19 protein-coding genes are annotated in these 25640 nt (G+C 70.8%); 14 read left to right on the top strand and 5 right to left on the bottom strand.

The features are described from left to right. The first annotated feature begins 138 nt into the window (after window positions 1-138). The 8 genes from M2283_RS14615 to holA all read left to right on the top strand — a co-directional run bounded on the left by M2283_RS14615 (window position 139) and on the right by holA (window position 8783). Window positions 139-873, top strand: a complete 735-nt coding sequence (locus M2283_RS14615) for a hypothetical protein (protein WP_280876620.1) — start codon at window positions 139-141, stop codon at window positions 871-873. A gap of 109 nt (window positions 874-982) precedes the next feature. Beyond that, the gene (locus M2283_RS14610) at window positions 983-1828 is read left to right on the top strand and encodes a DegV family protein (RefSeq protein WP_280876619.1); all 846 of its coding nucleotides are present in this window, start codon (window positions 983-985) and stop codon (window positions 1826-1828) included. 107 nt (window positions 1829-1935) lie between these two features. Further along, window positions 1936-2997, top strand: coding sequence for a ComEA family DNA-binding protein (locus M2283_RS14605; RefSeq protein WP_280876618.1), 1062 nt, complete (start codon window positions 1936-1938; stop codon window positions 2995-2997). Next, window positions 2994-5567 carry a ComEC/Rec2 family competence protein gene (locus M2283_RS14600; RefSeq protein WP_280876617.1) on the top strand — a complete coding sequence of 858 codons (2574 nt, stop codon included), beginning with the start codon at window positions 2994-2996 and terminating at the stop codon, window positions 5565-5567. The genes M2283_RS14605 and M2283_RS14600 overlap by 4 nt, the downstream gene beginning before the upstream one ends. A gap of 5 nt (window positions 5568-5572) precedes the next feature. Next, window positions 5573-6442, top strand: a complete 870-nt coding sequence (locus M2283_RS14595; protein WP_280876616.1) for an arylamine N-acetyltransferase family protein — start codon at window positions 5573-5575, stop codon at window positions 6440-6442. A gap of 96 nt (window positions 6443-6538) precedes the next feature. Continuing rightward, window positions 6539-7420, top strand: coding sequence for a YceI family protein (locus M2283_RS14590; protein ID WP_280876972.1), 882 nt, complete (start codon window positions 6539-6541; stop codon window positions 7418-7420). A 59-nt stretch (window positions 7421-7479) separates the two neighbouring features. Further along, the gene (locus M2283_RS14585) at window positions 7480-7725 is read left to right on the top strand and encodes a hypothetical protein (RefSeq protein WP_280876615.1); all 246 of its coding nucleotides are present in this window, start codon (window positions 7480-7482) and stop codon (window positions 7723-7725) included. Window positions 7726-7799: 74 nt separating this feature from the next. Then, window positions 7800-8783, top strand: a complete 984-nt coding sequence (gene holA / locus M2283_RS14580) for a DNA polymerase III subunit delta (protein ID WP_280876614.1) — start codon at window positions 7800-7802, stop codon at window positions 8781-8783. A 186-nt stretch (window positions 8784-8969) separates the two neighbouring features. On the opposite strand, the gene rpsT is transcribed toward holA, so the two are convergent. Beyond that, window positions 8970-9236 carry a 30S ribosomal protein S20 gene (gene rpsT / locus M2283_RS14575; protein WP_280876613.1) on the bottom strand — a complete coding sequence of 89 codons (267 nt, stop codon included), beginning with the start codon at window positions 9234-9236 and terminating at the stop codon, window positions 8970-8972. A 220-nt stretch (window positions 9237-9456) separates the two neighbouring features. On the opposite strand from rpsT, the gene lepA reads away from it, so the two are divergent. Next, window positions 9457-11331, top strand: a complete 1875-nt coding sequence (gene lepA / locus M2283_RS14570; protein ID WP_280876612.1) for a translation elongation factor 4 — start codon at window positions 9457-9459, stop codon at window positions 11329-11331. A 225-nt stretch (window positions 11332-11556) separates the two neighbouring features. Then, complete coding sequence (locus M2283_RS14565) at window positions 11557-13431, top strand: AMP-dependent synthetase/ligase (protein WP_280876611.1); 1875 nt, start codon at window positions 11557-11559, stop codon at window positions 13429-13431. A 71-nt stretch (window positions 13432-13502) separates the two neighbouring features. On the opposite strand, the gene M2283_RS14560 is transcribed toward M2283_RS14565, so the two are convergent. Together M2283_RS14560 and M2283_RS14555 are read right to left on the bottom strand one after the other, a co-directional pair. Then, window positions 13503-14078, bottom strand: a complete 576-nt coding sequence (locus tag M2283_RS14560; RefSeq protein WP_280876610.1) for a response regulator — start codon at window positions 14076-14078, stop codon at window positions 13503-13505. A 12-nt stretch (window positions 14079-14090) separates the two neighbouring features. After that, on the bottom strand, window positions 14091-18257 hold the full coding sequence (locus M2283_RS14555) for a HAMP domain-containing protein (protein WP_280876609.1): 4167 nt from the start codon (window positions 18255-18257) through the stop codon (window positions 14091-14093). A 102-nt stretch (window positions 18258-18359) separates the two neighbouring features. On the opposite strand from M2283_RS14555, the gene M2283_RS14550 reads away from it, so the two are divergent. Further along, window positions 18360-20282: a SpoIIE family protein phosphatase gene (locus tag M2283_RS14550; protein WP_280876608.1), complete on the top strand. Its 1923-nt coding sequence runs from the start codon at window positions 18360-18362 to the stop codon at window positions 20280-20282. Between the two features lie 82 nt (window positions 20283-20364). Next, window positions 20365-21597, top strand: a complete 1233-nt coding sequence (gene hemW, locus M2283_RS14545) for a radical SAM family heme chaperone HemW (protein ID WP_280876607.1) — start codon at window positions 20365-20367, stop codon at window positions 21595-21597. A gap of 53 nt (window positions 21598-21650) precedes the next feature. Here hemW and M2283_RS14540 read toward each other — a convergent pair whose 3' ends face one another. Both M2283_RS14540 and M2283_RS14535 read right to left on the bottom strand, forming a co-directional pair. Then, on the bottom strand, window positions 21651-22457 hold the full coding sequence (locus M2283_RS14540) for a DUF3097 domain-containing protein (RefSeq protein ID WP_280876606.1): 807 nt from the start codon (window positions 22455-22457) through the stop codon (window positions 21651-21653). A gap of 67 nt (window positions 22458-22524) precedes the next feature. Next, window positions 22525-23259 carry an MBL fold metallo-hydrolase gene (locus M2283_RS14535; RefSeq protein WP_280876605.1) on the bottom strand — a complete coding sequence of 245 codons (735 nt, stop codon included), beginning with the start codon at window positions 23257-23259 and terminating at the stop codon, window positions 22525-22527. 150 nt (window positions 23260-23409) lie between these two features. Here M2283_RS14535 and hrcA point away from each other — a divergent pair, with 150 nt between their 5' ends. Together hrcA and dnaJ are read left to right on the top strand one after the other, a co-directional pair. Beyond that, the gene (gene hrcA, locus M2283_RS14530; RefSeq protein ID WP_280876604.1) at window positions 23410-24426 is read left to right on the top strand and encodes a heat-inducible transcriptional repressor HrcA; all 1017 of its coding nucleotides are present in this window, start codon (window positions 23410-23412) and stop codon (window positions 24424-24426) included. Next, window positions 24427-25560 carry a molecular chaperone DnaJ gene (gene dnaJ, locus M2283_RS14525; protein WP_280876603.1) on the top strand — a complete coding sequence of 378 codons (1134 nt, stop codon included), beginning with the start codon at window positions 24427-24429 and terminating at the stop codon, window positions 25558-25560. Window positions 25561-25640: the final 80 nt, after the last annotated feature.

The raw sequence follows: 25640 nt of genomic DNA, 5'->3' as shown, positions 1-25640 counted from the left end.
GGTACCGGAGGCGTGGGTACGTCTCCGGGTAGTCCCCTACGGGCAGGTTCGGGGTTTTTCTGGAACTCCGGGCCTGCTCTTTGCGTTTACCGTGGAAGAGCGGCGCGACGTCCGTCGCGACGCCGGAGGAGGAGTGTGGTGGAAGCCGTGATCGCAGTGTTCGCCCTGCTCTTCGTGCTCTTCCTGGTGCTCGGTGCCTACGCGACGGTGAAGGTGATCGGCGCCGCCAAGCGCGGTGTGGACCGCACCATCGGCGAGGCCCGCCGCACGGTCGAGGACCACGCCCTGCGCGCCAGGTCCTTCGTCCAGCAGGGCCCGGCCGGCGAGGTCGCCCAACTGCGCCTGCAGTTGCGTACGTCGATGCGCGCCACCCAGGACGCGCTGCGCGCCGGTGCGCCGGCGGACGAGTCCCTGAAGGAGTCCGTCGCCCTCTTCCAGCGGCTCAGCGCGCACGGCCACGAGTTGGACGGCGAGCTCAGGCGCCTGGAGTCCGACCCCGACCGCGCCACCCTCACCCAGCGACTGCCCGACCTGCGTGGCCGCACCGCGCGCATCACGGAATCGGCCGACGCCCTGCGCTGGGCGGTCCGCGACCGGGCCCACCGGTTCGCCGAGGACGACCTGGACTCGCTCAGCTCACAGATAGACATGGAGGCCGGCGCCCTGCGGCACTGGACGAAGGCGGAGCCGCAGGGCACCCCGACGCCGTGGCCCGAGGCACCGGCCGCAGATGCGGCGGCCTCGCAGCAGACCTGGCCGGAGACCCCCGGCTCGCGCCCTGCCGAGGAGCCGACCCGGACCGCCATCACCCCGCCCGGCCGGCGCCCCACCTACCCTTGGCAGAAGAAGCCCCGCCCGGAGAGCACTACTTGATCCGGAGAGCACGACTTGATCCGGGAGCACGACTTGATCCGGTCAAAGGCTGCCCAGGTGAGCGGGCCCGGGCTGCCGTCCAGGCGCTACGGCAGGTAACCTCCAGCTCATGTCCCGCCATGTCGCGATCGTCACCGATTCAACGGCCTACCTGCCGCCGCGGACGATGGAGCGGCACGGCATCACTGCGGTGCCGCTGACGGTGGTCCTCGGCAATCAGGCGCTGGACGAGGGCACCGAGATCTCGACCCGTTCGCTGGCCCAGGCGCTGCAGAAGCGGCGTCCCGTCACCACTTCCCGCCCTAGCCCCCAGCTCTTCGCCGAGACCTACCGCAAGGTAGCGGACGCGGGTGCCACCGGCATCGTCTCCCTCCATCTCTCCGCCGAACTGTCCGGCACCTACGACGCGGCCGTCCTCGCGGCGCGCGAGGCACCGGTGCCGGTGCGGGTGGTGGACACCGGGATGGTCGCGATGGCCCTCGGCTTCTGCGCACTCGCCGCGGCGGAGACCGCGGAGGCCGGCGGCACGGTGGACGAGGCGGTCACGGCGGCCGAGAAGCGCGCCGCCGGCACGTCCGCCTACTTCTACGTCGACACCCTCGACTATCTGCGCCGCGGCGGCCGCATCGGCGCCGCGCAGGCCCTGCTGGGCTCGGCACTGGCCGTGAAGCCGCTGCTGAAGCTGGAGGGCGGCCGCATCGAACTCCTGGAGAAGGTCCGCACGGCGTCCAGGGCGATCGCCCGCCTGGAGGAGATCGTGGCCGACCGGGCCGGCAGCGCGCAGGTCGACATCGCGGTCCACCACCTGGCTGCGCCGGACCGGGCGGCGGCCTTGGCGGATCGGCTGCGGGCGCGGGTGCCGGGGTTGGCGGATCTGCATGTAAGTGAGGTGGGGGCGGTGATCGGGGCGCATACGGGGCCTGGGTTGTTGGGGGCCGTGGTTTCGCCTCGATGATGCTGAGGCTCACTCGTGCGGGTGGCGAAGTTATCCACAACTGGGCGGTAATCCCCGGGAATTGAGCAAGATCATCGCGATGGTGGCGGGTGTCCGATCCTCGTCGCATGGCACTTCGATCACGATCACGCACAGCGACGGTGACCAGCGGGCCGGGCCGCGGTCCTGCTTCCGACGGCAGGACTCGCCATCGCCGCCAACCGTCCCGGAGTACGGGTAGGGGCAGGGCTCGGCAGCGGCACGCGTCGGCGCAGGAACTCCGGCGTCGGGCGGAGGTGTTGTTTCCCGGGCGCGCCGGCGTGGAGGAGTGGCGGGAGCCCGGAGTTGGGCCGCCGGTGGGGGACGACGGTGAGGCGGCGGGGCCGGTTTCGGTGGCTGCGGCGGTGCCTGTCGACCTCGGTGCCGGAAGCCCGGTGGACGCCTGGCGCGGGCGGGCTGGGGCTGCGTTGCGGGAGCGGATGCCGTTGTGGGTGCAGGCGCGGTGTGGGATGGAGCGGCGGAGTGTGGTCGCGCTCGGGGTGCTGCTCGTGGTCGCTGCCGTGTTCGCCGTGCAGCACTTCTGGACCGGTCGGACGGAGTCTGTGCGGGCGCCCGAGGTGGTGCGGGCGGGGGCTCCGTTCGGGGCGGGGAGGGCGGGCGGGGAGTCCGCGCCACCGGGCTCGGCGGGCGTGGCGGGCTCGGCCGGTGTGTCGAACACGGCGGGCGTGGCCGGTGCGGCGGGTGCCGAGATCGTGGTGGACGTCAGCGGCAAGGTCCGGGAGCCCGGGATTCATCGACTGCCGGCTGGGTCGCGTGTCGCCGATGCGTTGCGTGCGGCGGGCGGGGTGCGGCCGGGGACGAGTACGGATGGACTCAATCGGGCGCGGTTCCTCGTGGACGGGGAACAGGTGGTCGTTGGCGGTCCGGCCGTCGCCGCTGCTCCGGGGGTGGTGCCCGGAGCGGCGGGGGGTTCGGTCGGCTCCGGGGCGGGTCCCGCGGCCCCGGTTGCTCTGAACACGGCCACCGTGGACCAGCTCGACACACTGCCGGGCGTCGGGCCGGTGCTGGCCCAGCACATCATCGACTACCGCACCCAGCACGGTGGCTTCAGGTCGGTGGATGAGCTGCGGGAGGTCAACGGCATCGGCGACCGCCGCTTCGCCGATCTCCGGAATCTCGTACGGCCATGAGCGCGGCCGGTTCCGACGAGCGGTCGGCCGTTCACGCCGCCTCCGGGAAGCGGCTCGGCGATGCCCATCCCCGGCAGGAAGGGCCGACGGATCTGCGGCTCGTACCGCCCGCGCTGGCGACCTGGGTGACGGCCGCGTTGATGCTGGACGCGTCGCAGACGTGGGTCACCGGGGTCACCGTCGGGTGCCTTGTCGCGGCGGGAGTACTGCTGCTCCTGCGTCGGAGTAGGGCGGTCGGGGGTGGTGCGGCATGGCCACGCGTCTTGGCCGCCGCCGTCCTGCTCTGCGTCGCCGCGGCTGCCCTTTCCGCCGGGCTGCACGGAGCCGATGTGCGGCGGGGGCCGGTGCCTGGCCTGGCGGACCGCTACGCCACCGTCAACGCCGAGGTCGAGGTCACCGGTGATCCACGGCTCACCCGGCCGCGGATCAGCGGGGATCAGGCGGCGCCGGCGTCCGTGGTGATCGAGGGGGAGGTGCGGCGGGTTCGGGAGACGGGCGGGACGGAGGTGAGGACGCGGGCGCCGGTGTTGGTGATCGTCGATATCGGCGTCGGCAGCGGTGCCGGTAGGACGCCTCCCGCTGACACCGCCACCGCCACCGGCGTCGGCCGCGCGCCCTCAGCCAAGGGCCCGGCCCAGTCGCCGTGGCTCGGTGTGCTGCCCTCCACGCGGCTGTGGGTCGTCGGGCGGTTGGCGCCGGCGTTGGTCGGGGGTGATCGGGTCGCGGGGGTGTTGCGGGTGCGTGGGCAGGCGGTGCCTCAGGTGGTGGAGGGGCCGTCGGGGGCGCAGCGGTTCGCGGGGCGGTTGCGTGCGGGGCTGCGGGAGGCGACCGACGGGTTGCCGGGGGATGCCCGGGCGCTGCTGCCGGGGCTGGTCGTCGGGGACACCTCGCGGATCTCGCCCGAGTTGGACGAGGCCTTCAAGGAGACGGATCTGGCGCACACGCTCGCCGTGTCCGGGAGCAACCTCACGATCATCCTCGCCCTGCTCATCGGGCCACCGGGACTGGCCCAACGGGCGGAGCGCAGGGGCCTCGCCCCGCGGCTCGGCATCTCGCTGCGGACGACGGCACTGTTCGGCGGAGCACTGACGCTCGCGTTCGTCGTCGTGTGCCGGCCCGACCCGAGCGTGCTGCGGGCCGCGGCCTGCGGAGCGGTCGCGTTGCTGGCGCTGGCGACAGGGCGCCGCAGATCGCTGATCCCGGCGCTGGCGACAGCGGTACTGCTGCTGGTGCTGTACGACCCCTGGCTGGCCCGGAGTTATGGCTTCCTGCTCTCCGTGCTGGCCACCGGCGCCCTGCTCACACTCGCGCCGCGCTGGAGCGAGGCGTTGCGACGGCGCGGGGTGCCCGCGAGGTGGGCCGAGGGGCTGGCCGCGGCGGCTGCGGCGCAGGCGCTGTGTGCGCCCGTGGTCGCTGTGCTGTCGGCGCGAGTGAGTCTGGTGGCCGTGCCGTGCAACCTGCTCGCGGAGGTGGCGGTGGCCCCGGCGACGGTGCTGGGGTTCGCGGCGCTGGCGACGGCTCCGTTGGCGCTGCCGGTGGCCAAGGTGCTGGCCTGGTGCGCGAGTTGGCCCGCCGGGTGGATCGCGGGGGTCGCCCGCACCGGGGCCGCGCTGCCGGGTGGGGGCGTGGACTGGCCGGGGAGTTGGGGCGGGGCGGCACTGCTCGGACTGGTCACGGTGGTCGTCCTGTTCGCCGGCCGATGGCTGCTCCGGCATCCGTGGTGGTGCGGGGTGTGTGGGGTGCTGCTCGTACTGGTCGTGGTGCAGCCGCCGCCGTTGACCAGGGTGGTGACGGGGTGGCCGCCGCCGGGATGGCGGTTCGCGATGTGCGACGTCGGCCAGGGCGACGCCACGGTGCTCGCGGCGGGCGAGGGCACCGGTGTGGTCGTGGACACGGGACCCGACCCGGCGCTCGTCGACCGGTGCCTGCGCACGCTCGGTATCACCAGGATCCCGCTGGTCGTGCTGACCCACTTCCACGCCGATCACGTTGCCGGGCTGCCCGGTGTGCTGCGCGGGCGTGCGGTCGGGGCGATCGAGACGACGGGGTTCGAGGAACCGGCGGACCAGGTCGAGTTCGTACGGAAGGAGGCGGCGGCCCGACACATCCCGCTCGCCCAGGCTGTCGCCGGGGAGGAACGGCGGACCGGGCCGTTGTCCTGGCAGGTGCTGTGGCCACCGCCTCCCGGGGCGCCCACCCCGGACGGGCCGAACGACGCCAGCGTCACCCTGCTCGTCCGGTCGGGCGGACTGCGCCTCCTGCTGCTCGGCGATCTCGAACCCCCGGCCCAGCAGGCGCTGTTGAGATCGCCGGAGGGGGCTTCGGTGGCCGGCGTGGACGTGTTGAAGGTCGCCCATCATGGGTCGGCGTACCAAGATCCGGAGTTGATACGCGTGGTGGCGCCGCGGCTCGCGCTGATCTCCGTCGGGGCGGACAACACCTACGGTCACCCGGCCCCCAGCACGGTCGCGGCGCTGGGCGCCCTCGGCGCGGTGGTGCTGCGGACCGACCGGGACGGGGCATTGGCGGTCACGGGGACGGGCGAGGAGGTGCGGGTGGCGAGAGACTGAGCCGCATGGACTCCGTACAGATCGATGCCTACCTCCGCCGACTGGGAATCGAGCGCCCGGCGGGCTCCGTCGAACCCGCCGTCGGTTCGCCTCCCGAACCCACTGTCGACGTGCTGCGCGACCTGCATCTGCGGCATCTGCGGGCTGTGCCGTTCGAGAACCTCTCGGTTCATCTCGGCGAGGAGATCGTGCTGGAGGAGGCGCGGTTGGTGGAGAAGGTCGTGGGGGCGCGGCGGGGTGGGTTCTGTTACGAACTGAACGGGGCGTTCGGGGCGTTGCTCACCGCGCTCGGCTTCGAGGTCACGCTGCTCGCGGCGCGGGTGCACGGGGACGAGGGGCGGCTCGGGATCCCGTACGACCATCTCGCGCTGCGGGTGCGGACGGTGGACGGGAGCGAGTGGCTGGCCGACGTCGGATTCGGGGCGCACAGTCACTATCCGCTGGCGTTCGGGGAGCGGGGGGAGCAGGTGGATCCGGGGGGCGTGTTCCGGATCGTCGAGGCGGAGACGGAGGCGGCGGAAGGGGAGGGGGTGGGGGCGGGGGAAACGGGAGACCTCGACGTCGTGCGGGACGGACAGCCCCAGTACCGCATTGAGACGCGGCCCCGAGTACTCGGTGACTTTGTCGCCGGCGCCTGGTGGCACAGTACCTCCCCGGTCTCGCACTTCACGCGGTCGCTGGTGTGTTCGCGGGTTGCGGAGGACGGCGGGAGGATCACGCTCAGTGGGCGCACCCTCAAGGTGACGGGCGGGGACGGGGCGCGTGAGGAGCGGGAGTTGGACACGGACGAGGAGGTGCTGGCGGTCTACCGGGATCGGTTCGGGATCGGACTCACCTGTGTGCCAACTGTGCGGAAAACCGACCAGTATGGCTAATTCCCGCGATGTGGTCCCGAGTTGCCTCGAAAGCCGCAACGGTGATCGAATGTATCTTCGGCAAGAGTGATGTCGAGGCGTGCAGAGGTGGCGTTGATGTTCGGCCGCTGGCTTGGAAACCGTACGAACCGGGTGCAACGGTCGAGTCCCCTGGCGGCGGTGCAGACCCCGCCGAGTGCCGGGGTGCTGAGCTGTCGGGTGCTCGATCCGGTCAACGAGCCGGTGACGCATGCGGAGTTCGCGGTGAGCGACGCCCAGGGGCGCAAGGTGGTGTGCGGCGAGACGGACCCCTTCGGGGCGTTCGTGACCGCGGTGCCGGCGGGGGAGTACCGGCTGGCGGTGTCGGCCGAGGGGTACACGCCGTACCGGGCGAGTGCGACCGTCGCGGCGAGCACGCTCGCCTCGTTCGGCGATGTGACCCTTCAGGTGGCGCAGCCCCTGGAGCTGCCGGCGGCCGGTGACTGGGACATTGAGCCGGCGCACTCCTCGATCGCCTTCACCGCACGGCACATCGGCCTCGCGCGGGTCCACGGGCGGTTCAACACCTTCGCCGGGGCGATACGGATCGTCGATCCGGTGGGACAGTCGGCGATGCATGTGGTGATCGACGCGGCGTCCATCGACACCAATGTGCGGATGCGGGACGACCATCTGCGGTCGGCGGACTTCCTGGACGTGAACCGTTTCCCGACGCTCGAGTTCTACAGCGAGCGGTGTGTGCACAAGGGCGGCAATCGGTGGGCCGTCACCGGGGCGCTGACGTTGCACGGGGTGACGCGCACGGTGACCCTGGACACGGAGTACCTCGGCCTCGGGAACGGTATGGAGGGCGAGGTGCGGGGGGCCTTCCGGGCCACGACCGAGCTGCATCGCGATGACTTCACGGTGAGTTGGCAGACGATGCTGGCGCGGGGGATCGCGGTGGTGGGGCCGAGTATCCGGATCGAGCTCGACGTGCAGATCGTGCGCAAGGGCTGACCCGTGAGCGGGGGGCGGGCCGTGCGTCCGGTGCTCACGGGGTGCCGGAGAATGGGCCCGTGAGTGATGTGAGACATGTGCTGGTGCTGCCCGATCGTGATGCCGCCGAGGAGGCGGTGCAGGCGCTCGGGGAGCGGTTCGCTGTCGCCGAGGAGCCGCAGTTGGTGCGGGACGCGCTGGCCGGTGAGGACGATGCCGAGGACGCGCAGTGGCTGGTCGTGCTGCGGGACGAGGCGGGGCGGTTGGATCCGGCGGAGTTGGACGCGTTCGCCGGGGAGTGGGACGGGTGGCGCGAGGAGCCGTAGGGCTGCCGGCCGTTGCGGTTGGCGCAGTGCACTGAGGGCGTTCGTTGTCAGTGCCGCGTGCCATGCTTGTCGCAATGGCCAGGAAGACTGCTGATGACGACCCTCTCGCCCCCGTGACGCTCGCCGTGGGCCAGGAGGACCTCCTGCTCGACCGTGCCGTGCAGGAGGTGGTGGCCGCCGCCAAGGCCTCCGACGCCGACACGGACGTACGTGACCTCACCTCGGACCAGTTGCAGCCCGGCACCCTTGCCGAGTTGACCAGCCCGTCGCTCTTCGCGGAGCGCAAGGTCGTGGTCGTACGCAATGCGCAGGATCTGTCCGCCGACACGATCAAGGATGTGAAGGGGTATCTCGGGGCGCCCGCCGAGGAGATCACCCTGGTGCTGCTGCATGCGGGCGGGGTCAAGGGCAAGGGGCTGCTCGATGCCGCGCGCAAGGCGGGGGCGCGGGAGGTGGCCTGTCCGAAGATGACCAAGCCGGCGGATCGGCTGGCGTTTGTGCGGAGTGAGTTTCGGGCCACCGGGAGATCTGCCACGCCCGAGGCTTGTCAGGCGCTTGTCGATTCCATCGGGAGCGATCTGCGGGAGTTGGCGGCCGCCGTCTCTCAGTTGGTCGCCGACATCGAGGGCACGATCGACGAGGCGGTGGTGGGGCGGTACTACACGGGGCGTGCCGAGGCGTCGAGCTTCACCGTTGCCGATCGGGCGGTTGAGGGGCGGGCGGCTGAGGCGTTGGAGGCGTTGCGGTGGTCGTTGTCGACCGGGGTCGCGCCGGTGTTGATCACCAGTGCGCTGGCCCAAGGGGTGCGGGCGATCGGGAAGTTGTCGTCTGCTCGGGGTGGGCGGCCCGCTGATCTGGCGCGGGAGTTGGGGATGCCGCCGTGGAAGATCGATCGGGTCCGGCAGCAGATGCGGGGGTGGACGCCTGATGGGGTGGCCGTCGCGTTGCGGGCCGTGGCCGATGCGGACGCGGGGGTCAAGGGGGGCGGGGACGATCCTGAGTACGCGTTGGAGAAGGCGGTTGTGATCATTGCGCGGGCGGCTCGGTCGCGTAGGTAGTTCTCGCTCCGCGACATACCGAAGGCCCCGGCGTCCGCCCGAGGAGGGCGAGGCCGGGGCCTTCGGTGCAAGCTGATTGGAACCGCGCCCGCGTGGCGAACGCAGTCGCGCGCGGTATCCGTAAGTGCCGGTCGGGGGCGGAGAGAGAGGGCCCGCCCGGGTCCTTCCGGCGATCACATCAATGTGTCAGCCCTTGAGGGCAACGACCTTCGAAGCAAGCGCCGACTTCTTGTTGGCGGCCTGGTTCTTGTGGATGACGCCCTTGGAGACGGCCTTGTCGAGCGCACGCGCGGCAGCGCGCTGCAGCTCGGCGGCCTTCTCGACGTCACCCGCGGCAGCAGCCTCACGGGCCTTGCGGACCGCGGTCTTGAGGGAGGACTTCACGGCCTTGTTGCGCAGCCGGGCCTTCTCGTTGGTCTTGATCCGCTTGATCTGGGACTTGATGTTCGCCACGAATGAGCCTTTTCAGGTTCAGGCACGAGACCGCGAGGGACTCGCACCAGGTGATTTCTTGGGTGCGTCTCGTGCAGAGAGGGCATGAGACACAGCTGCCCACGGTACCAGGGGGCCACCGGATGGCCCAAACCGGTCTCAGGTCCCCACCCGTGGGACGATGGAGCCTACGTATCGATCCGACCCGAGGCACAAGGCGCCTCAAGAGACAGGACCCTGCGTGCCCGCGACCCCTGACATTGTGCCCGCGCCGAGCCGTACCGCCCCGGCTCTGATCCGCAATTTCTGCATTATCGCGCACATCGACCACGGCAAGTCCACCTTGGCCGACCGGATGCTCCAGCTGACCGGTGTGGTCGAGCAGCGACAGATGCGCGCTCAGTACCTCGACCGGATGGACATCGAGCGCGAGCGCGGCATCACGATCAAGTCCCAGGCGGTGCGTCTGCCCTGGGCCCCGACCGAGGGGCCCGACAAGGGCACCACGCACATCCTCAACATGATCGACACCCCGGGGCACGTCGACTTCACCTATGAGGTCTCGCGATCGCTGGCCGCGTGTGAGGGGACCGTCCTCCTCGTCGACGCCGCCCAGGGCATCGAGGCCCAGACCCTCGCCAACCTCTACCTGGCGATGGAGAACGACCTCACGATCATCCCCGTACTGAACAAGATCGACCTGCCGGCCGCCCAGCCGGAGAAGTTCGCCGAGGAGCTGGCGAACCTGGTCGGCTGCGATCCCGACGATGTGCTGCGGGTCTCCGCCAAGACCGGCATCGGCGTCGACGCGCTGCTCAACCGGGCCGTGCGGGACATCCCGGCGCCGGTCGGTGTCGCCGACGCGCCCGCCCGCGCGATGATCTTCGACTCGGTGTACGACTCGTACCGGGGCGTCGTGACGTACGTACGTGTCATCGACGGGCAGCTCAGCAAGCGTGAGCGGATCCGGATGATGTCCACCAACGCCACGCACGAGCTGCTGGAGATCGGCACGAACTCGCCGGAGATGCTCGGTGCCGACGGGCTCGGGGTCGGCGAGGTCGGCTATCTGATCACCGGCGTGAAGGACGTCCGCCAGTCCAAGGTCGGTGACACGATCACCACCCTGCACAAGGGCGCGACCGAGGCGCTCGGCGGTTACAAGGACCCCAAGCCGATGGTCTTCTCGGGTCTGTATCCGCTCGACGGGTCCGACTACCCCGAGCTGCGCGACGCCCTCGACAAGCTGCAGCTCAACGACGCGGCGCTCGTCTACGAGCCGGAGACCTCGGCCGCGCTGGGCTTCGGCTTCCGCGTCGGCTTCCTCGGGCTGCTGCACCTGGACGTCATCCGTGAGCGGCTGGAGCGCGAGTTCGGGCTCGACCTCATCGCCACCGCACCGAACGTGGTGTACCGGGTGGTCCTGGAGGACGGGACCGAGATCACGGTCACCAACCCGAGCGAGTTCCCCGAGGGGAAGATCAACGAGGTGTACGAGCCCGTCGTACGGGCCACCATCCTCGCGCCGACCGAGTTCATCGGGTCGATCATGGAGCTGTGCCAGACCCGGCGCGGCACCCTGCTCGGGATGGACTACCTGTCGGAGGACCGGGTCGAGATCCGGTACACGCTGCCGCTCGCGGAGATCGTCTTCGACTTCTTCGATCAGTTGAAGTCCAAGACCAGGGGTTATGCCTCGCTCGACTACGAGCCCACCGGGGAGCAGACCTCCACGCTGGTCAAGGTGGACATCCTGCTGCACGGCGACAAGGTGGACGCCTTCTCGGCGATCACGCACCGGGACGCGGCGTACGCGTACGGGGTGCGGCTGGTCGCCAAGCTGCGCGAGCTGATCCCGCGGCAGGCCTTCGAGGTGCCCATCCAGGCCGCCATCGGCTCCCGGGTGATCGCCCGCGAGACCATCCGCGCCATCCGCAAGGACGTCCTCGCCAAGTGCTACGGCGGCGACATCTCCCGTAAGCGCAAGCTCCTGGAGAAGCAGAAGGAGGGCAAGAAGCGGATGAAGATGGTGGGTTCCGTGGAAGTTCCGCAGGAGGCCTTCATCGCCGTGCTCTCCAGCGACGAGAACGCGGGATCGGGCAAGGGCAAGAAATAGTCCCGAGGTGCACCGATTTCCCGGGCCCGTCGCGCTGCCGCGTGGTGGGCCCGGTCTCTTCGGCCGGTGGATCGGCGCCTCCGCTGGTGGGAAGTGGCTGTCCGCCGCCTCTTACGCGGTGGCCGGTCGCGCTTTACTCTGATCCCCTGCTCGATAGTTACTCGCGAGTTAAACAACAGCCGCACTTGAGCTAGCCGCCGCACTGTCGCGGGCCCGGAGGATGTCGTGAGCGACACACAGACCCTGATCGAGAACCGTCCGCCGAGCGTGGCGACCCTCTTCCTGGAGCGCGTTTCGGCCACACCGGACGCCGAGGCGTACCGCTACCCGGTGCCGCCGGCCGCCGGCGAGGGCCCTGACGACTGGAAGTCGCTGACCTGGGCCCAGGCGGCCGAGCGGGTCTACGCGATCGCGGCCGGCCTGATCGAGCTGGGCGTCCAGCCCGAGCAGCGCGTGGCGCTCGCCTCCTCGACCCGCGTCGAGTGGATCCTGGCCGACCTGGGCATCCTGTGCGCCGGCGCCGCCACGACCACGGTCTATCCGCAGACGAACGAGGACGAGTCGGCGTTCATCCTCGCCGACTCCGACAGCCGGGTGCTGATCGCGGAGGACGCGGCCCAGCTGGCCAAGGCGGTCGCCAAGCGCGCCGAGCTGCCCGAGCTGACGCACGTGATCGTGATCGACCCGGCCGGCGTCGAGAGCGGCGACTGGGTGCTCACCCTCGCCGAGCTGGAGCAGCGCGGCGCCGAGTACCTGGAGAAGAACCCCGACCTGATCAAGGAGCGGGTCGGCGCGATCACCAAGGACCAGCTGGCCACCCTGATCTACACCTCCGGCACCACGGGCCGCCCCAAGGGCGTCCGCCTCCCGCACGACAACTGGTCGTACATGGCGAAGGCCATCGCCGCGACCGGTCTGATCAGCGGCGAGGACGTGCAGTACCTGTGGCTGCCGCTCGCGCACGTCTTCGGCAAGGTGCTCACCTCCGGCCAGATCGAGGTCGGGCACGTCACCGCCGTCGACGGCCGCGTCGACAAGATCATCGCGAATCTGCCGGTCGTGCAGCCGACGTACATGGCGGCCGTCCCGCGCATCTTCGAGAAGGTCTACAACGGGGTCGCCGCGAAGGCCCGTGCGGGCGGTGGCGCCAAGTACAAGATCTTCCAGTGGGCCGCCGAGGTCGCCCGCGAGTACGCCAAGGCCTCCCAGGACAACTTCCGGCGCACCGGCACGGCCTCCGTCCCCTTCGGGCTCGGCGCCAAGCACAAGGTCGCCGACGCGCTCGTGTTCGCCAAGATCCGCGAGGCCTTCGGCGGCAACCTGCGCGCCTGTGTCTCCGGCTCGGCCGCCCTCGCGCCCGACATCGGCTACTTCTTCGCCGGCGCCGGCATCCACATCCTGGAGGGCTACGGGCTCACCGAGTCCTCGGCGGCCTCCTTCGTGAACCCCGGCGAGGCCTACCGCACCGGCACGGTCGGCAAGCCGCTGCCCGGCACGGAGGTGCGCATCGCGGAGGACGGCGAGATCCTGCTGCGCGGGCCCGGCATCATGGAGGGCTACCACGGGCTGCCCGAGAAGACGGCGGAGGTGCTGGAGTCGGACGGCTGGTTCCACACCGGCGACATCGGTGAGCTGTCGCCCGACGGCTATCTGCGCATCACCGACCGCAAGAAGGACCTCATCAAGACGTCCGGCGGCAAGTACATCGCGCCGGCCGAGGTCGAGGGTCAGTTCAAGGCGGTGTGCCCGTACGTCTCCAACATCCTCGTGCACGGCGCCGACCGGAACTTCTGCACCGCGCTGATCTCCCTCGACGAGCCGTCCATTCTCGAGTGGGCCAAGGAGAACGGGCTGGAGGGCAAGTCGTACGCCGAGGTGGTGGCCGCGCCGGTCACGGTCGCCCTCGTCGAGGGGTACGTGGCTCAGCTCAACGAGGGCCTGCAGCGGTGGCAGACCATCAAGAAGTTCCGGCTGCTGCCGCGTGACCTCGATGTGGAGCATGGGGAGATCACGCCCAGCCTGAAGCTGAAGCGGCCTGTTGTGGAGCGGGAGTACAAGGCCCTTATCGACGAGATGTATGCCGGGTCTCGCGAGGCGTAGGGGGCGGCGGGGGACTGCTCGGCGGCTGACTGCGCGTCGTGGCCTGTCGCGCAGTTCCCCGCGCCCCTGGGTCAGTTGACGCGGCCTCGGCCCAGAAGTTGGCGTAGCTCCCTTACATGAGCACGCAGCACCGATAGGTCGGGCGGCTCATCACCGTCCAACTGCCGCTCCAGCTCCGCCAGTTGGACGTTCGCCCGGTTGTAGTCGGCCTGTTCCCGGGTCAGTAGTCGCTCCAGCTGCACGTTCTTGCGGTGCAGGTCCAGGAACACGCTGACCTTTGCCCTGAGGACCCAGGGGTCGAAGGGCTTGGTCAAGTAGTCGGCGGCGCCCGTGGCGTAGCCGCGGAAGGCGTAGCCGGAGTCGTCCTCCGCGCCGGTCAGGAAGATGATCGGGACGTCCTTGGTCTGGTCGAGCCGCTTGATGTTCGCGGCGGTCTCGAAGCCGTCCATGCCGGGCATGCGGACGTCGAGGAGGACGAGGGCGAACTGCTGCCGCAGCAGCGCCTTCATCGCCTCCTCGCCCGAACGCGCCCGCACGATCGGCTCGTTGAGGGACCCCAGGACGGCCTCCAGCGCGACCAGGTTGTCCTCCATGTCGTCGACGAGGAGGATGCTGGCGCGCTCTTCGGTCGGTGCCTCAGCGCTCATGGTGACTGTGCCTCATTCGGTGTCCGGCGGAACCGCGGCTTCCCCTGTCGTGCTGCCCGGTCCCGGTGCGACGGTCTCGGGGACGGCATCGGCCACTGCCCCGCCCGTGCCCTCCGGATCGAGGAGCGCGCAGACGACGGTGAGCAGTTGGTCGACGTCCACCGGCTTCGGTACGTAGTCGTTGGCGCCCCGCGCGATGGATTTCTCGCGGTCTCCCGGCATCGCCTTCGCGGTCAGCGCGACGATGGGCAGGCCGGTCCAGCGGGGGGCGCGGCGGATGGCGGAGATGGTCTCGTAGCCGTCCATCTCCGGCATCATGATGTCCATCAGGACGAGTTCGACGTCCGGGTTGCGCTCCAGCGTCTCGATGCCCTCGCGGCCGTTCTCCGCGTACAGCACCGGCATGCCGACCCGGCCCAGCACATGGGTGAGGGCGAAGACGTTGCGGATGTCGTCGTCGACGATCAACACCCGCCTGCCGGGCAGTACTTGTCCGGCCCGCCCCGCCTTCCACGCCTCCAGTTTGGTGGGCGCAGGCCACGAGTCGTCGGTGTCGTGCGTGGCCTGGATCGGCTCGGACGAGAGCTGCTCCGGCAACGACACGTCCGGGTCCTCGGGGGTCGGCACGGTCGCCGGATGGCCGGGGGTGACGACGGGGACGTACAGCGTGAAGGTGGATCCCCGGCCGGGCCGGCTCTCGGCGACGATGCGGCCGCCCAGCAGGCCCGCGATCTCGCGGCTGATGGACAGGCCGAGGCCGGTACCGCCGTACTTGCGGTTGGTGGTGCCGTCGGCCTGCTGGAACGCCTCGAAGATCACCGGGAGTTTCTCGGCGGCGATGCCGATGCCGGTGTCGGTGACCGCGAAGGCGATGACGTCGCCGCTGTCGCGAACGAAGCGGTGCTCGGGGTCCTTGATCCGGTTCACCCGCAGCTCGACCCGGCCGGTCGCGGTGAACTTGATCGCGTTGGAGAGCAGGTTGCGCAGGATCTGCTGGAGGCGCTGCTCGTCCGAGTGCATCTCGCGCGGTACGTCCTGGCCGACCGCCACTTCGAAGGCGAGTCCCCGGTCCAGGGTGAGCGGGCGGAAGGTGGCGTGGACGTAGTCGAGCAGCTTGATCAGCGGCAGCTTCTTGGGGCGTACGTCCATCCGGCCCGCCTCGATCTTCGACAGGTCGAGGATGTCGTTGATCAGTTGGAGGAGGTCCGAGCCGGAGCGGTGGATGGTGGTGGCGAACTGGACCTCCTGGTCGGTGAGATGGCCGTCCGGGTTGTCGGAGAGCAGCCGGGCCAGGATCAGCAGGGAGTTCAGCGGGGTGCGCAGCTCGTGCGACATGTTCGCCAGGAACTCCGACTTGTACTGGGAGCTGGTGGCCAACAGGGCCGCCTTGTCCTCCAGTTCGGCGTTCGAGCGCTGCAACTCCGCCTGCTGCTTCTGGAGTTCGTCCGAGCGTTCCTGGAGCTGCATGGCCAGGCGTTGGGACTCGCCGAGCAGGGACTCGGTGCGGGAGTTGGCGATGATGGTGTTGATCGCGACGCCGATGGTGTTCACGAACTGGTCGAAGAAGGCCAGGTGGACGTCGGAGAAGCGGGAGAAGGAGGCCAGCTCGATCACGCCGAGGAGCTTGTCCTCGAAGAGGATCGGGATGATGACGACGCTGGCCGGCGCGGCCTCGCCGAGCCCGCTGTTGATCTTGATGTAGTCCGGCGGGGCCTCCTCCACCAGGATCCGTTTCTTCTCGCGGGCCGCCTGGCGGACCAGGCCGTGCACCGGCATGCCGCCGGTGTCGACGGTCGCGCCCTGCGCCGACCCGTACCCGGCGATGAACGCCAGCCCTTTCGCAGGAACGGTTGTGCGCAGGGCCGCGCCGTCCTCGTCCGGGTCGGCCAGGAAGAACGCGCCGTACTGCGCGTTCACCAGCGGCGTCAGCTCGCGTAGGATCAGGTCGGCGACCTCCATCAGGTCCCGGTGGCCCTGCATCAGCGCGGCCAGCCGGGCCAGGTTGGATTCCAGCCAGTCCTTCGCGCGGGTCGTCTCGCGCAGGTTGGCCACCATCAGGTTGATGTTGTCCTTGAGCTCGGCGACCTCGCCCTGCGTCTCCACCGTGATCGAGCGGGACATGTCACCCTGGGCCACGGCGGAGGCGACCTCGGCGATCGCGCGGACCTGGGTGGTCAGGTTCGACGCGAGTTCGTTCACGTTCGTCGTCAGGCGCTTCCAGGTGCCGTACACGCCCTCCACCCGTGCCTGGCCGCCGAGTTGGCCCTCGGAGCCGACCTCGCGGGCCACCCGGGTGACCTCGGAGGAGAAGGAGGACAGCGTGTCGACCATGGTGTTGATGGCGGTCTTCAGTTCCAGGATCTCGCCGCGCGCGTCCACGTCGATCTTCTTCGACAGGTCGCCGTTGGCCACGGCCGTGGTGACCTGGGCGATGTTCCGCACCTGTGAAGTGAGGTTGTCGGCCATGTAGTTGACGTTGTCGGTGAGGTCACGCCAGACACCGGAGACGCCCAACACCTGGGCCCGGCCGCCCAGTCGGCCGTCGGTGCCGACCTCGCGGGCCACCCGGGTCACCTCGTCGGCGAAGGCCCGCAGTTGCTCCACCATCGTGTTGACGGTGTCCTTCAGCTCCAGGATCTCGCCGCGTGCGTCGACCGTGATCTTCTTCGACAGGTCGCCGTTGGCCACGGCGGTCGTCACCTGGGCGATGTTGCGGACCTGCGAAGTCAGGTTCAGGGCCATGAAGTTGACGTTGTCGGTGAGGTCTTTCCAGACGCCGGAGACGCCTCGCACCTGGGCCTGTCCGCCGAGGTTGCCTTCGGTGCCGACCTCGCGGGCGACGCGGGTGACCTCGTCGGCGAAGGCGGAGAGCTGGTCCACCATCGTGTTGATCGTGGACTTCAGCTCCAGGATCTCGCCCTTCGCCTCGACCGTGATCTTCTTGCCGAGGTCGCCCTGGGCCACGGCGGTGGAGACGAGCGCGATGTTGCGGACCTGCGAAGTGAGGTTGTCCGCCATGAAGTTGACGTTGTCGGTGAGGTCCTTCCAGACGCCGGAGACGCCTCGCACCTGGGCCCGCCCGCCGAGGTTGCCCTCGGTGCCGACCTCGCGGGCGACGCGGGTGACCTCGTCGGCGAAGGCGGAGAGCTGGTCCACCATCGTGTTGATGGTCGACTTCAGCTCCAGGATCTCGCCCTGGGCGTCCACGGTGATCTTCTGCGACAGGTCGCCGTTGGCCACGGCGGTCGTCACCTGGGCGATGTTGCGGACCTGCGAAGTCAGGTTCGAGGCCATGAAGTTGACGTTGTCGGTGAGGTCCTTCCAGACGCCGGAGACGCCTCGCACCTGGGCCCGCCCGCCCAACTGCCCCTCGGTGCCCACCTCGCGGGCGACCCGGGTGACCTCGTCGGCGAAGGCGGAGAGCTGGTCCACCATCGTGTTCACGGTCAGCTTCAGTTCGAGCAGCTCACCGGTCGCCTCGACGGTCACCGTACGGGTCAGGTCGCCGCGCGCCACCGCCGTCGTCACCAGGGCGATGTCCCGCACCTGCGCGGTCAGCCGGGAGGCCATGGTGTTGACCGCCTCGGTCACATCACGCCAACTGCCGGACAGACCCGTCACCTTGGCCCGCCCGCCGAGCCGCCCCTCCGTGCCCACCTCGCGCGCGACCCGGGTCACCTCGCCGGTGAACAGCGACAGCTGGTCCACCATCTTGTTCACGGCCCGGCCAAGGCGGCGCAGATCACCGCGCAACTGCCGGTTGCCGTCGTGCAGATCGACCCGCTGGGTCAGATCGCCGCCGGCCACCGCGTCCAGCACGCGCGTCGCGTTGGCCGCCGGTGCCACCAGGGCGTCCAGCAACTGGTTCACATCGTTGACCCGGGTGGTCCAGGCACCTTGCCCCGGACTGGCGCTGAGCCGCTCGTCGAGCCGCCCGTGCCGCACCAGCTCCCGCTTCACCCGCTGCACCTCGGTGTTGAAGTGCGTGCTGCGGTCCACGACCTGGTTGAAGGCGGCCGTCAGTTCGGCCACCAACCCATGGCCGGTTTCCGGCACTTTGGTGAAGTCACCGTCCCGGGCCGCGGTCATCGCGGCGAGCAGAGGGCGCAGCTCCGATGCTCGAAGCAGTTCCGGTTTCTGACCGTCTTCGAGCACACGCGTACCACTGTTCTCACTCATGGCGGCCCACTTCGGTAACTCGGCGCTTATGGGCGTGGTCAGTCTGTCACTCTGTCGGCATCCACTGAGGTGTATTCGTGCGAACCGTTCGGGGAGCTGTCCATGGGGGCCATTCCGACGCAACGGGAGACCGCCTCCCGTGCTTCTGATGCGCCCGCGCACAGGAGCGCGGAGCGGCGCTCGGGCGGTGTGCGCCCGCGCGCGCAGAAGTCCGCCGCGCTCCCCGGGAGCCCTCTCGCGCCCGGCACCGCCCGCGCGATCGTGCGCGCCGCCCTCACCGAATGGGCCGAGGTCGATCTGCCCGGCACCGAGCACCTCACCGACCGGCTGGCCGACGACGCCGTGGTCGTGGTCAGCGAACTCGTCACCAACGCCGTCGTGCACGCCGGCACCGACGTCGAGGTGGCGTGCCGGATGGAGGAGGCGAGCGGCGACGTGGTCGTCGAGGTCTGCGACCACCACCCCTCCCGCGCGCCCCGCGACACGGACCAGCGGGGGCCGCAGGAGACGCCGGAGCACGGCCGCGGACTGCGCCTGGTCTCCACGCTCGCCGAGTCCTGGGGCGTCACCTACCGCAGGGGCGCCAAGACGGTCTGGGCGCGGCTGTCCGCCGAGGGCACCACGGCCGTGGACGGCATCGAGGAGTACACCGGCCGGCACGCCGTGACCCAGGGCCTCGACGCCGCCGAGATCCTCGCCCCCGAACCCCTGCGCGCCGAGCACGACCGCGAGTGGCTGGACCGCGGCGCCCTGTCGTTCCTCGCGGAGGCCTCCGACCTGCTGGCCGGGCAGCTCGACGAGAACCTGGTCGCCGCGCTCGCCGGACAGCTGATCGTGCCCCGGTTCGCCGACTGGTGCGCGGTCTGGCTGGAGGACGAGGCCACCGGCCGCGGCGGCTGGGCCGACGGCTCCGGCGGCACCGGGCTGCGCTTGGCCCGCGTCTGGCACGGCAGCGAGAACCGCATCGAGGAACTGCGCCGGGCCCTGGAGAAGGTCCCGCCGCACCCGGCCGACGCCTCCCGGCCCGGACCCGCCGGCTACCCCTGGCCCAAGGGCGCGCTGGGCCCGCACGGCACGGCACTCGCGTACCGGCTGATCGCCGGCGGCCGCCCGCTCGGCACGCTGGTCATCGGGCGGTCCGGGCTGCTGCGTTTTCCCGACGAGGTCACCGGGCTGATCGAGGACCTCAGCCGCCGGGTCGCGCTCGCCGTCGGCGCGGCCCGCCAGTACGCCCGCCAGGCCACCATCAGCCGGGTCCTGCAGCGCGGCCTGCTGCCCGTCGCCGTCGCCGAGATCCCCGGCGTGCACAGCGCCCTCGTCTACGAACCCTGCGACAAGGGCGGCCCCAGCGGCGACTTCTACGACCTCTTCCCGGCCGGCGACGGCCGCTGGTGCTTCGCCGTCGGCGACGTCCAGGGCAAGGGCCCCGAGGCCGCCGTCGTCATCGGCCTGGCCCGCCCCTGGCTGCGGCTGCTGGCCCGCGAGGGCTACCGCGTCGCCGACGTCCTGGACCGCCTCAACCGCCTCCTCCTCGACGACGCCACGGAGGCCGCCGACGCCGCCGCCCGGGCCCTCGTCCGCCCGCCCGGCCCCGGCGACGGCCCGCAGACCCGCTTCCTGTCCCTCCTCTACGGCGAGCTGGCCCCCTTCGACGGCGGAGTGCGCTGCACCCTCGCCTCCGCCGGACACCCGCTGCCGCTCCTGCTCGGCCCCGACGGCGGCGTGTGCACGGCCGCGCGCCCGCAGATGCTCCTCGGCGTCATCGAGGACGAGACGTACGCCAGCGAGACCTTCGAACTGCGCCCCGGCGACACCCTGCTCTGCGTCACCGACGGCGTGACCGAACGGCGCTCAGGGCCCCGCCAGTTCGACGACGGCGACGGCCTCGCGACGGCGCTCGCCGGGTGCGCGGGACTGAGCGCCGAGCTGATCGCGGAGCGCATCCGCCGGCTGGTCCACGAGTTCGGCGGCAAGCCACCGGAGGACGACCTGGCGCTCCTGGTCCTCCAGGCGGAACTGGCCTGAGCGGCGTACCGGACAAGGGCCGGACCGTCGTACCGGAAACGGCCGGACGAGGACCGGGTCGCCGTGCTGGACAATGGAAGGCATGCCTTCCGCACTCCCCGACGGTGAACCGGTCCCCGACGACGGCGCACTCCCGCAGGCCGCGCTGGCCGGCGCCGCCGACCGCCCGCTCGGGTTCTATCTGCACGTCCCGTACTGCGCGACCCGCTGCGGCTACTGCGACTTCAACACCTACACCGCCACCGAGCTGCGCGGCACCGGCGGTGTCCTCGCCTCCCGCGACAACTACGCCGACACCCTGATCGACGAGGTCCGCCTGGCCCGCAAGGTCCTGGGCGACGACCCACGGCCGGTCCGCACGGTGTTCGTCGGGGGCGGTACGCCGACGCTGCTGGCCGCCGACGATCTCGTGCGGATGCTGGGCGCGGTCCGCGACGAGTTCGGTCTCGCGGCCGACGCGGAGGTCACCACGGAGGCGAACCCGGAGTCGGTCGACCCGCGGTATCTGGCCACGCTCCGCGAGGGCGGCTTCAACCGGATCTCCTTCGGCATGCAGAGCGCCAAGCAGCACGTCCTGAAGATCCTGGACCGCACCCACACCCCCGGCCGCCCCGAGGCCTGCGTCGCGGAGGCCCGTGCGGCGGGCTTCGAGCACGTCAACCTCGACCTGATCTACGGCACCCCCGGCGAGACGGACGACGACTGGCGGGCGTCCCTGGAAGCGGCGCTCGGCGCCGGACCCGACCACGTCAGCGCGTACGCCCTGATCGTCGAGGAGGGCACCCAGCTGGCCCGTCGTATCCGCCGCGGCGAGGTCCCGATGACCGACGACGATGTCCACGCGGACCGGTACCTGATCGCGGAATCGGTCCTTTCGGAGGCGGGCTACGACTGGTACGAGGTCTCCAACTGGGCCACCTCCGACGCCGGCCGCTGTCTGCACAACGAGCTGTACTGGCGCGGCGCCGACTGGTGGGGTGCGGGCCCCGGCGCCCACTCCCACGTCGGCGGGGTGCGCTGGTGGAACGTGAAACACCCGGGGGCGTACGCGGGGGCGCTGGCGGCGGGCCGGTCGCCGGGGGCCGGGCGCGAACTGCTCTCGGCGGAGGACCGGCGTGTGGAGCGGATCCTGCTGGAGCTGCGGCTGCGCGAGGGCGTACCGCTGTCGCTGCTGCACGAGGAGGGCCTCAAGGCCGCACGCCGGGCGCTGACGGACGGCCTGCTGAAGGCCGGACCGTACGAGGAGGGGCGGGCTGCGCTCACGCTGCGGGGGCGGCTGCTGGCGGACGCGGTGGTGCGGGACCTGGTGGACTGAGCGGCCCCGTGGACTGAACGGTCGGGGGACCGGACGGTCGGGGGACTCGGCGGTCAGTCGCCGGGTGTCGTGACGAAGTCGATCAGTTCCTCCACCCGCCCCAGCAGCTCCGGCTCCAGGTCTTTGTACGACCGCACCCGGCCCAGGATCGCCTGCCAGGCCGCACCGGTGTTTTCCGGCCAACCCAGCGACCGGCACACGCCCGTCTTCCAGTCCTGGCCGTGCGGGATCCGGGGCCAGGCCTCGATGCCGAGGGAGGACGGTTTCACGGCCTCCCAGATGTCGATGTAGGGGTGGCCGACCACGAGCGCGTGCTCGCTGGTGACCGACTGGGCGATGCGCCACTCCTTGGTGCCCGGCACCAGGTGGTCCACCAGGATGCCGAGGCGGGCGTCCGGGCCCGGCCCGAACTCGTCCACGATGGCGGGCAGATCGTCGACGCCCTCCAGGTACTCCACGACCACGCCCTCGACGCGCAGGTCGTCGCCCCACACCCGCTCGACCAGTTCCGCGTCGTGCCGCCCCTCGACGTAGATGCGCCCGGCACGCGCCACACGCGCGCGTGCGCTCGGCACGGCGACCGAACCGGATGCCGTACGGGAGGGCCGGACGGGGCCCGAAGCGGGGCGTACGAGGGTCACCACACGGCCCTCAAGCAGGAACCCGCGCGGCTCCATCGGGAACACCCGGTGCTTGCCGAAGCGGTCCTCCAGGGTCACCGTGCCCGCCTCGCAGCGGATCACCGCGCCGCAGAAACCGGTGCCGGGCTCCTCCACGACCAGTCCGGCCTCCGCCGGGACCTCGGGAACGGGCTTCGGCTTCTTCCACGGCGGGGTCAGGTCGGCGGAGTACTGGCGCATTCGGATGACGATAGGAGAAGCGCCGCCGTCACGTCGTGCAGATCGCGGCGACACGCCGTGACCGACCTCATGGTGAGACGCCGAAACGCGCCGCCAGCTCGTTCCGCTGTCCCCGCACGAACGCCGCGTCCACCACCGCCCCGTGGCCGGGCACGTACAGCGCGTCCTCGCCGCCGAGGCCGAGGAGGCGGTCGAGGGCGGCCGGCCAGTGGGACGGTACGGCGTCCGGGCCCGCCTGTGGTTCGCCGGACTCCTCGACCAGGTCGCCGCAGAACACCACCGCGGGGGAGTCGGGCGCGGCGGGGACGAGGACCGCCAGGTCGTGGGCCGTGTGCCCGGGACCGACGTTCGCCAGCAGGACCTGCCGGCCGCCGCCCAGGTCGAGCGTCCACTCGCCGGAGACCTGGTGGTGCGGGACGACGAGCGCGTCCGCGGCCTCGGTCGCCGCCCCCTCGTCCAGCCCGTTGCGCACCGCGTCCAGCCGCAGCTCCTCGCGCGCGTGGACGGACACCATGTCGAGGCCCACCGCGCCGAACACCTCCGCACTCGCGAACGCCGCCGCCCCGAGGACATGGTCGAAATGAGGGTGCGTGAGCGCGAGATGGGTCACACGGTGGCCGGCGAGCTCCTGGGCGCGCGTACGCACCAGCGCGCCCTCCGCGAGACTCGACCCCGCGTCGATCACGAGAGCCGTGCCGTCCCCCACGACCAGCCCCGCCGTGCAGTCCCAGCCGGGCAGCCGGCAGCGCCCCACTCCGGCCCCCAGCCGCTCCCACCCCAGCTCTTCCCAAGTCACCGTCATACGGCGACGCTAGCGGTACGAGCACGTCCGACCGGACCGACCTTGCCCAGGCGGTACCCCACCGCCGTACACTGGGCCGGGGAACGCTGGCACTCGGACGGACAGAGTGCCAGGTGAAGCGCCAGGGGACGACTGCTGGAGGTGTGCGCGATGTTGAGTGAACGAAGGCTCCAGGTGCTGCGCGCCATCGTCCAGGACTATGTCGGCACCGAGGAGCCGGTCGGGTCGAAGGCCCTCACCGAGCGGCACAACCTCGGCGTCTCCCCGGCGACGGTGCGCAACGACATGGCGGCCCTGGAGGACGAGGGCTTCATCGCCCAGCCGCACACCAGCGCCGGGCGCATCCCCACCGACAAGGGCTACCGGCTGTTCGTCGACAAGCTCGCCGGCGTCAAGCCGATGAGCGGTCCCGAGCGGCGCGCCATCCAGAACTTCCTGGACGGTGCCGTCGACCTCGACGACGTCGTGGCGCGCACGGTGCGGCTGCTCGCGCAGCTCACCCGGCAGGTCGCCGTCGTGCAGTACCCCTCGCTGACCCGCTCGACCGTGCGGCACGTGGAGCTGCTCGCGCTGGCTCCCGCCCGGCTGATGCTGGTGCTGATCACGGACACCGGCCGGGTCGAGCAGCGCATGGTCGACTGCCCGGCGCCCTTCGGGGAGGCCTCGCTCGCGGACCTGCGGGCGCGGCTCAACAGCACGGTCGCGGGCCGCCGGTTCTCGGACGTCCCCCGGCTCGTGGAGGACCTCCCGGACGCCTTCGACGTCGAGGACCGCGGCACGGTCTCGACGGTGCTCTCCACCCTCCTGGAGACACTCGTCGAGGAGAACGAGGAGCGGCTGGTGATCGGCGGAACGGCCAATCTCACCCGCTTCGGACATGACTTCCCCCTCACCATCCGTCCCGTTCTGGAGGCGTTGGAGGAACATGTCGTCCTTCTCAAGTTGCTTGGCGAGGCGGGGGATTCGGGCATGACCGTACGCATCGGTCACGAGAACGCCTACGAGGGACTCAACTCCACTTCGGTGGTGTCGGTGGGCTACGGTTCGGGCGGCGAGGCAGTCGCCAAGCTCGGCGTGGTCGGACCGACCCGCATGGATTACCCGGGAACGATGGGAGCGGTACGCGCAGTGGCACGGTACGTCGGACAGATCCTGGCGGAGTCGTAAGTGGCCACGGACTACTACGCCGTTCTCGGCGTGCGCCGCGACGCGTCGCAGGATGAGATCAAGAAGGCGTTCCGTCGGCTCGCGCGCGAGCTGCACCCGGACGTCAACCCGGATCCGAAGACCCAGGAGCGGTTCAAGGAGATCAACGCCGCCTACGAGGTGCTGTCGGACCCGCAGAAGAAGCAGGTCTACGACCTCGGCGGCGACCCGCTCTCGCAGGCCGGCGGCGGTGCCGGCGGCTTCGGTGCGGGCGGCTTCGGCAACTTCTCCGACATCATGGACGCCTTCTTCGGCACGGCCTCGCAGCGCGGCCCGCGCTCGCGGACCCGCCGGGGCCAGGACGCCATGATCCGGCTGGACATCGAGCTGGACGAGGCGGCCTTCGGCACCACGAAGGACATCCAGGTCGACACGGCGATCGTCTGCACCACGTGCAACGGTGAGGGCGCGGCGCCGGGGACCTCGGCCCAGACCTGTGACATGTGCCGCGGTCGCGGCGAGGTGTCCCAGGTCACCCGGTCCTTCCTGGGCCAGGTCATGACCTCGCGCCCCTGCCCCCAGTGCCAGGGCTTCGGCACGGTCGTGCCGACCCCGTGCCCGGAGTGCGCGGGCGACGGCCGGATCCGCTCGCGCCGCACGCTCACGGTCAAGATCCCGGCCGGTGTGGACAACGGCACGCGCATCCAGCTCGCGGGCGAGGGCGAGGTCGGCCCCGGCGGCGGCCCCGCCGGCGACCTGTACGTCGAGATCCACGAGCTGCCGCACGCGATGTTCCAGCGCCGCGGTGACGACCTGCACTGCACGGTGACCCTCCCGATGACCGCGGCCTCCCTCGGCACCAAGGTGCCGCTGGAGACGCTGGACGGCCTGGAGGAGGTCGACATCCGGCCCGGCACCCAGTCCGGCCAGTCGATCCCGCTGCACGGCCGCGGTGTCACGCATCTGCGCGGCGGCGGCCGGGGCGACCTCATCGTGCACGTCGAGGTCATGACCCCGAGCAAGCTGGACCCGGAGCAGGAGCGGCTGCTGCGCGAACTGGCCCTGCTACGCGGCGAGGAGCGTCCCACCGGACAGTTCCAGCCGGGCCAGCAGGGACTGTTCTCACGGTTGAAGGACGCCTTCAACGGTCGCTGACCGGGGCCGCCGGGCCTGACCGGCGGCGACAGATGCCGTGGGCCTATGCCCTGCCGAAGGCCGATTCGGACTTGTTCGGA

This window comes from Streptomyces pseudovenezuelae (assembly GCF_029892565.1).
Taxonomy (GTDB): Bacteria; Actinomycetota; Actinomycetes; order Streptomycetales; family Streptomycetaceae; genus Streptomyces; species Streptomyces pseudovenezuelae_A.
This window is presented reverse-complemented; position numbering and strand designations above follow the sequence as displayed.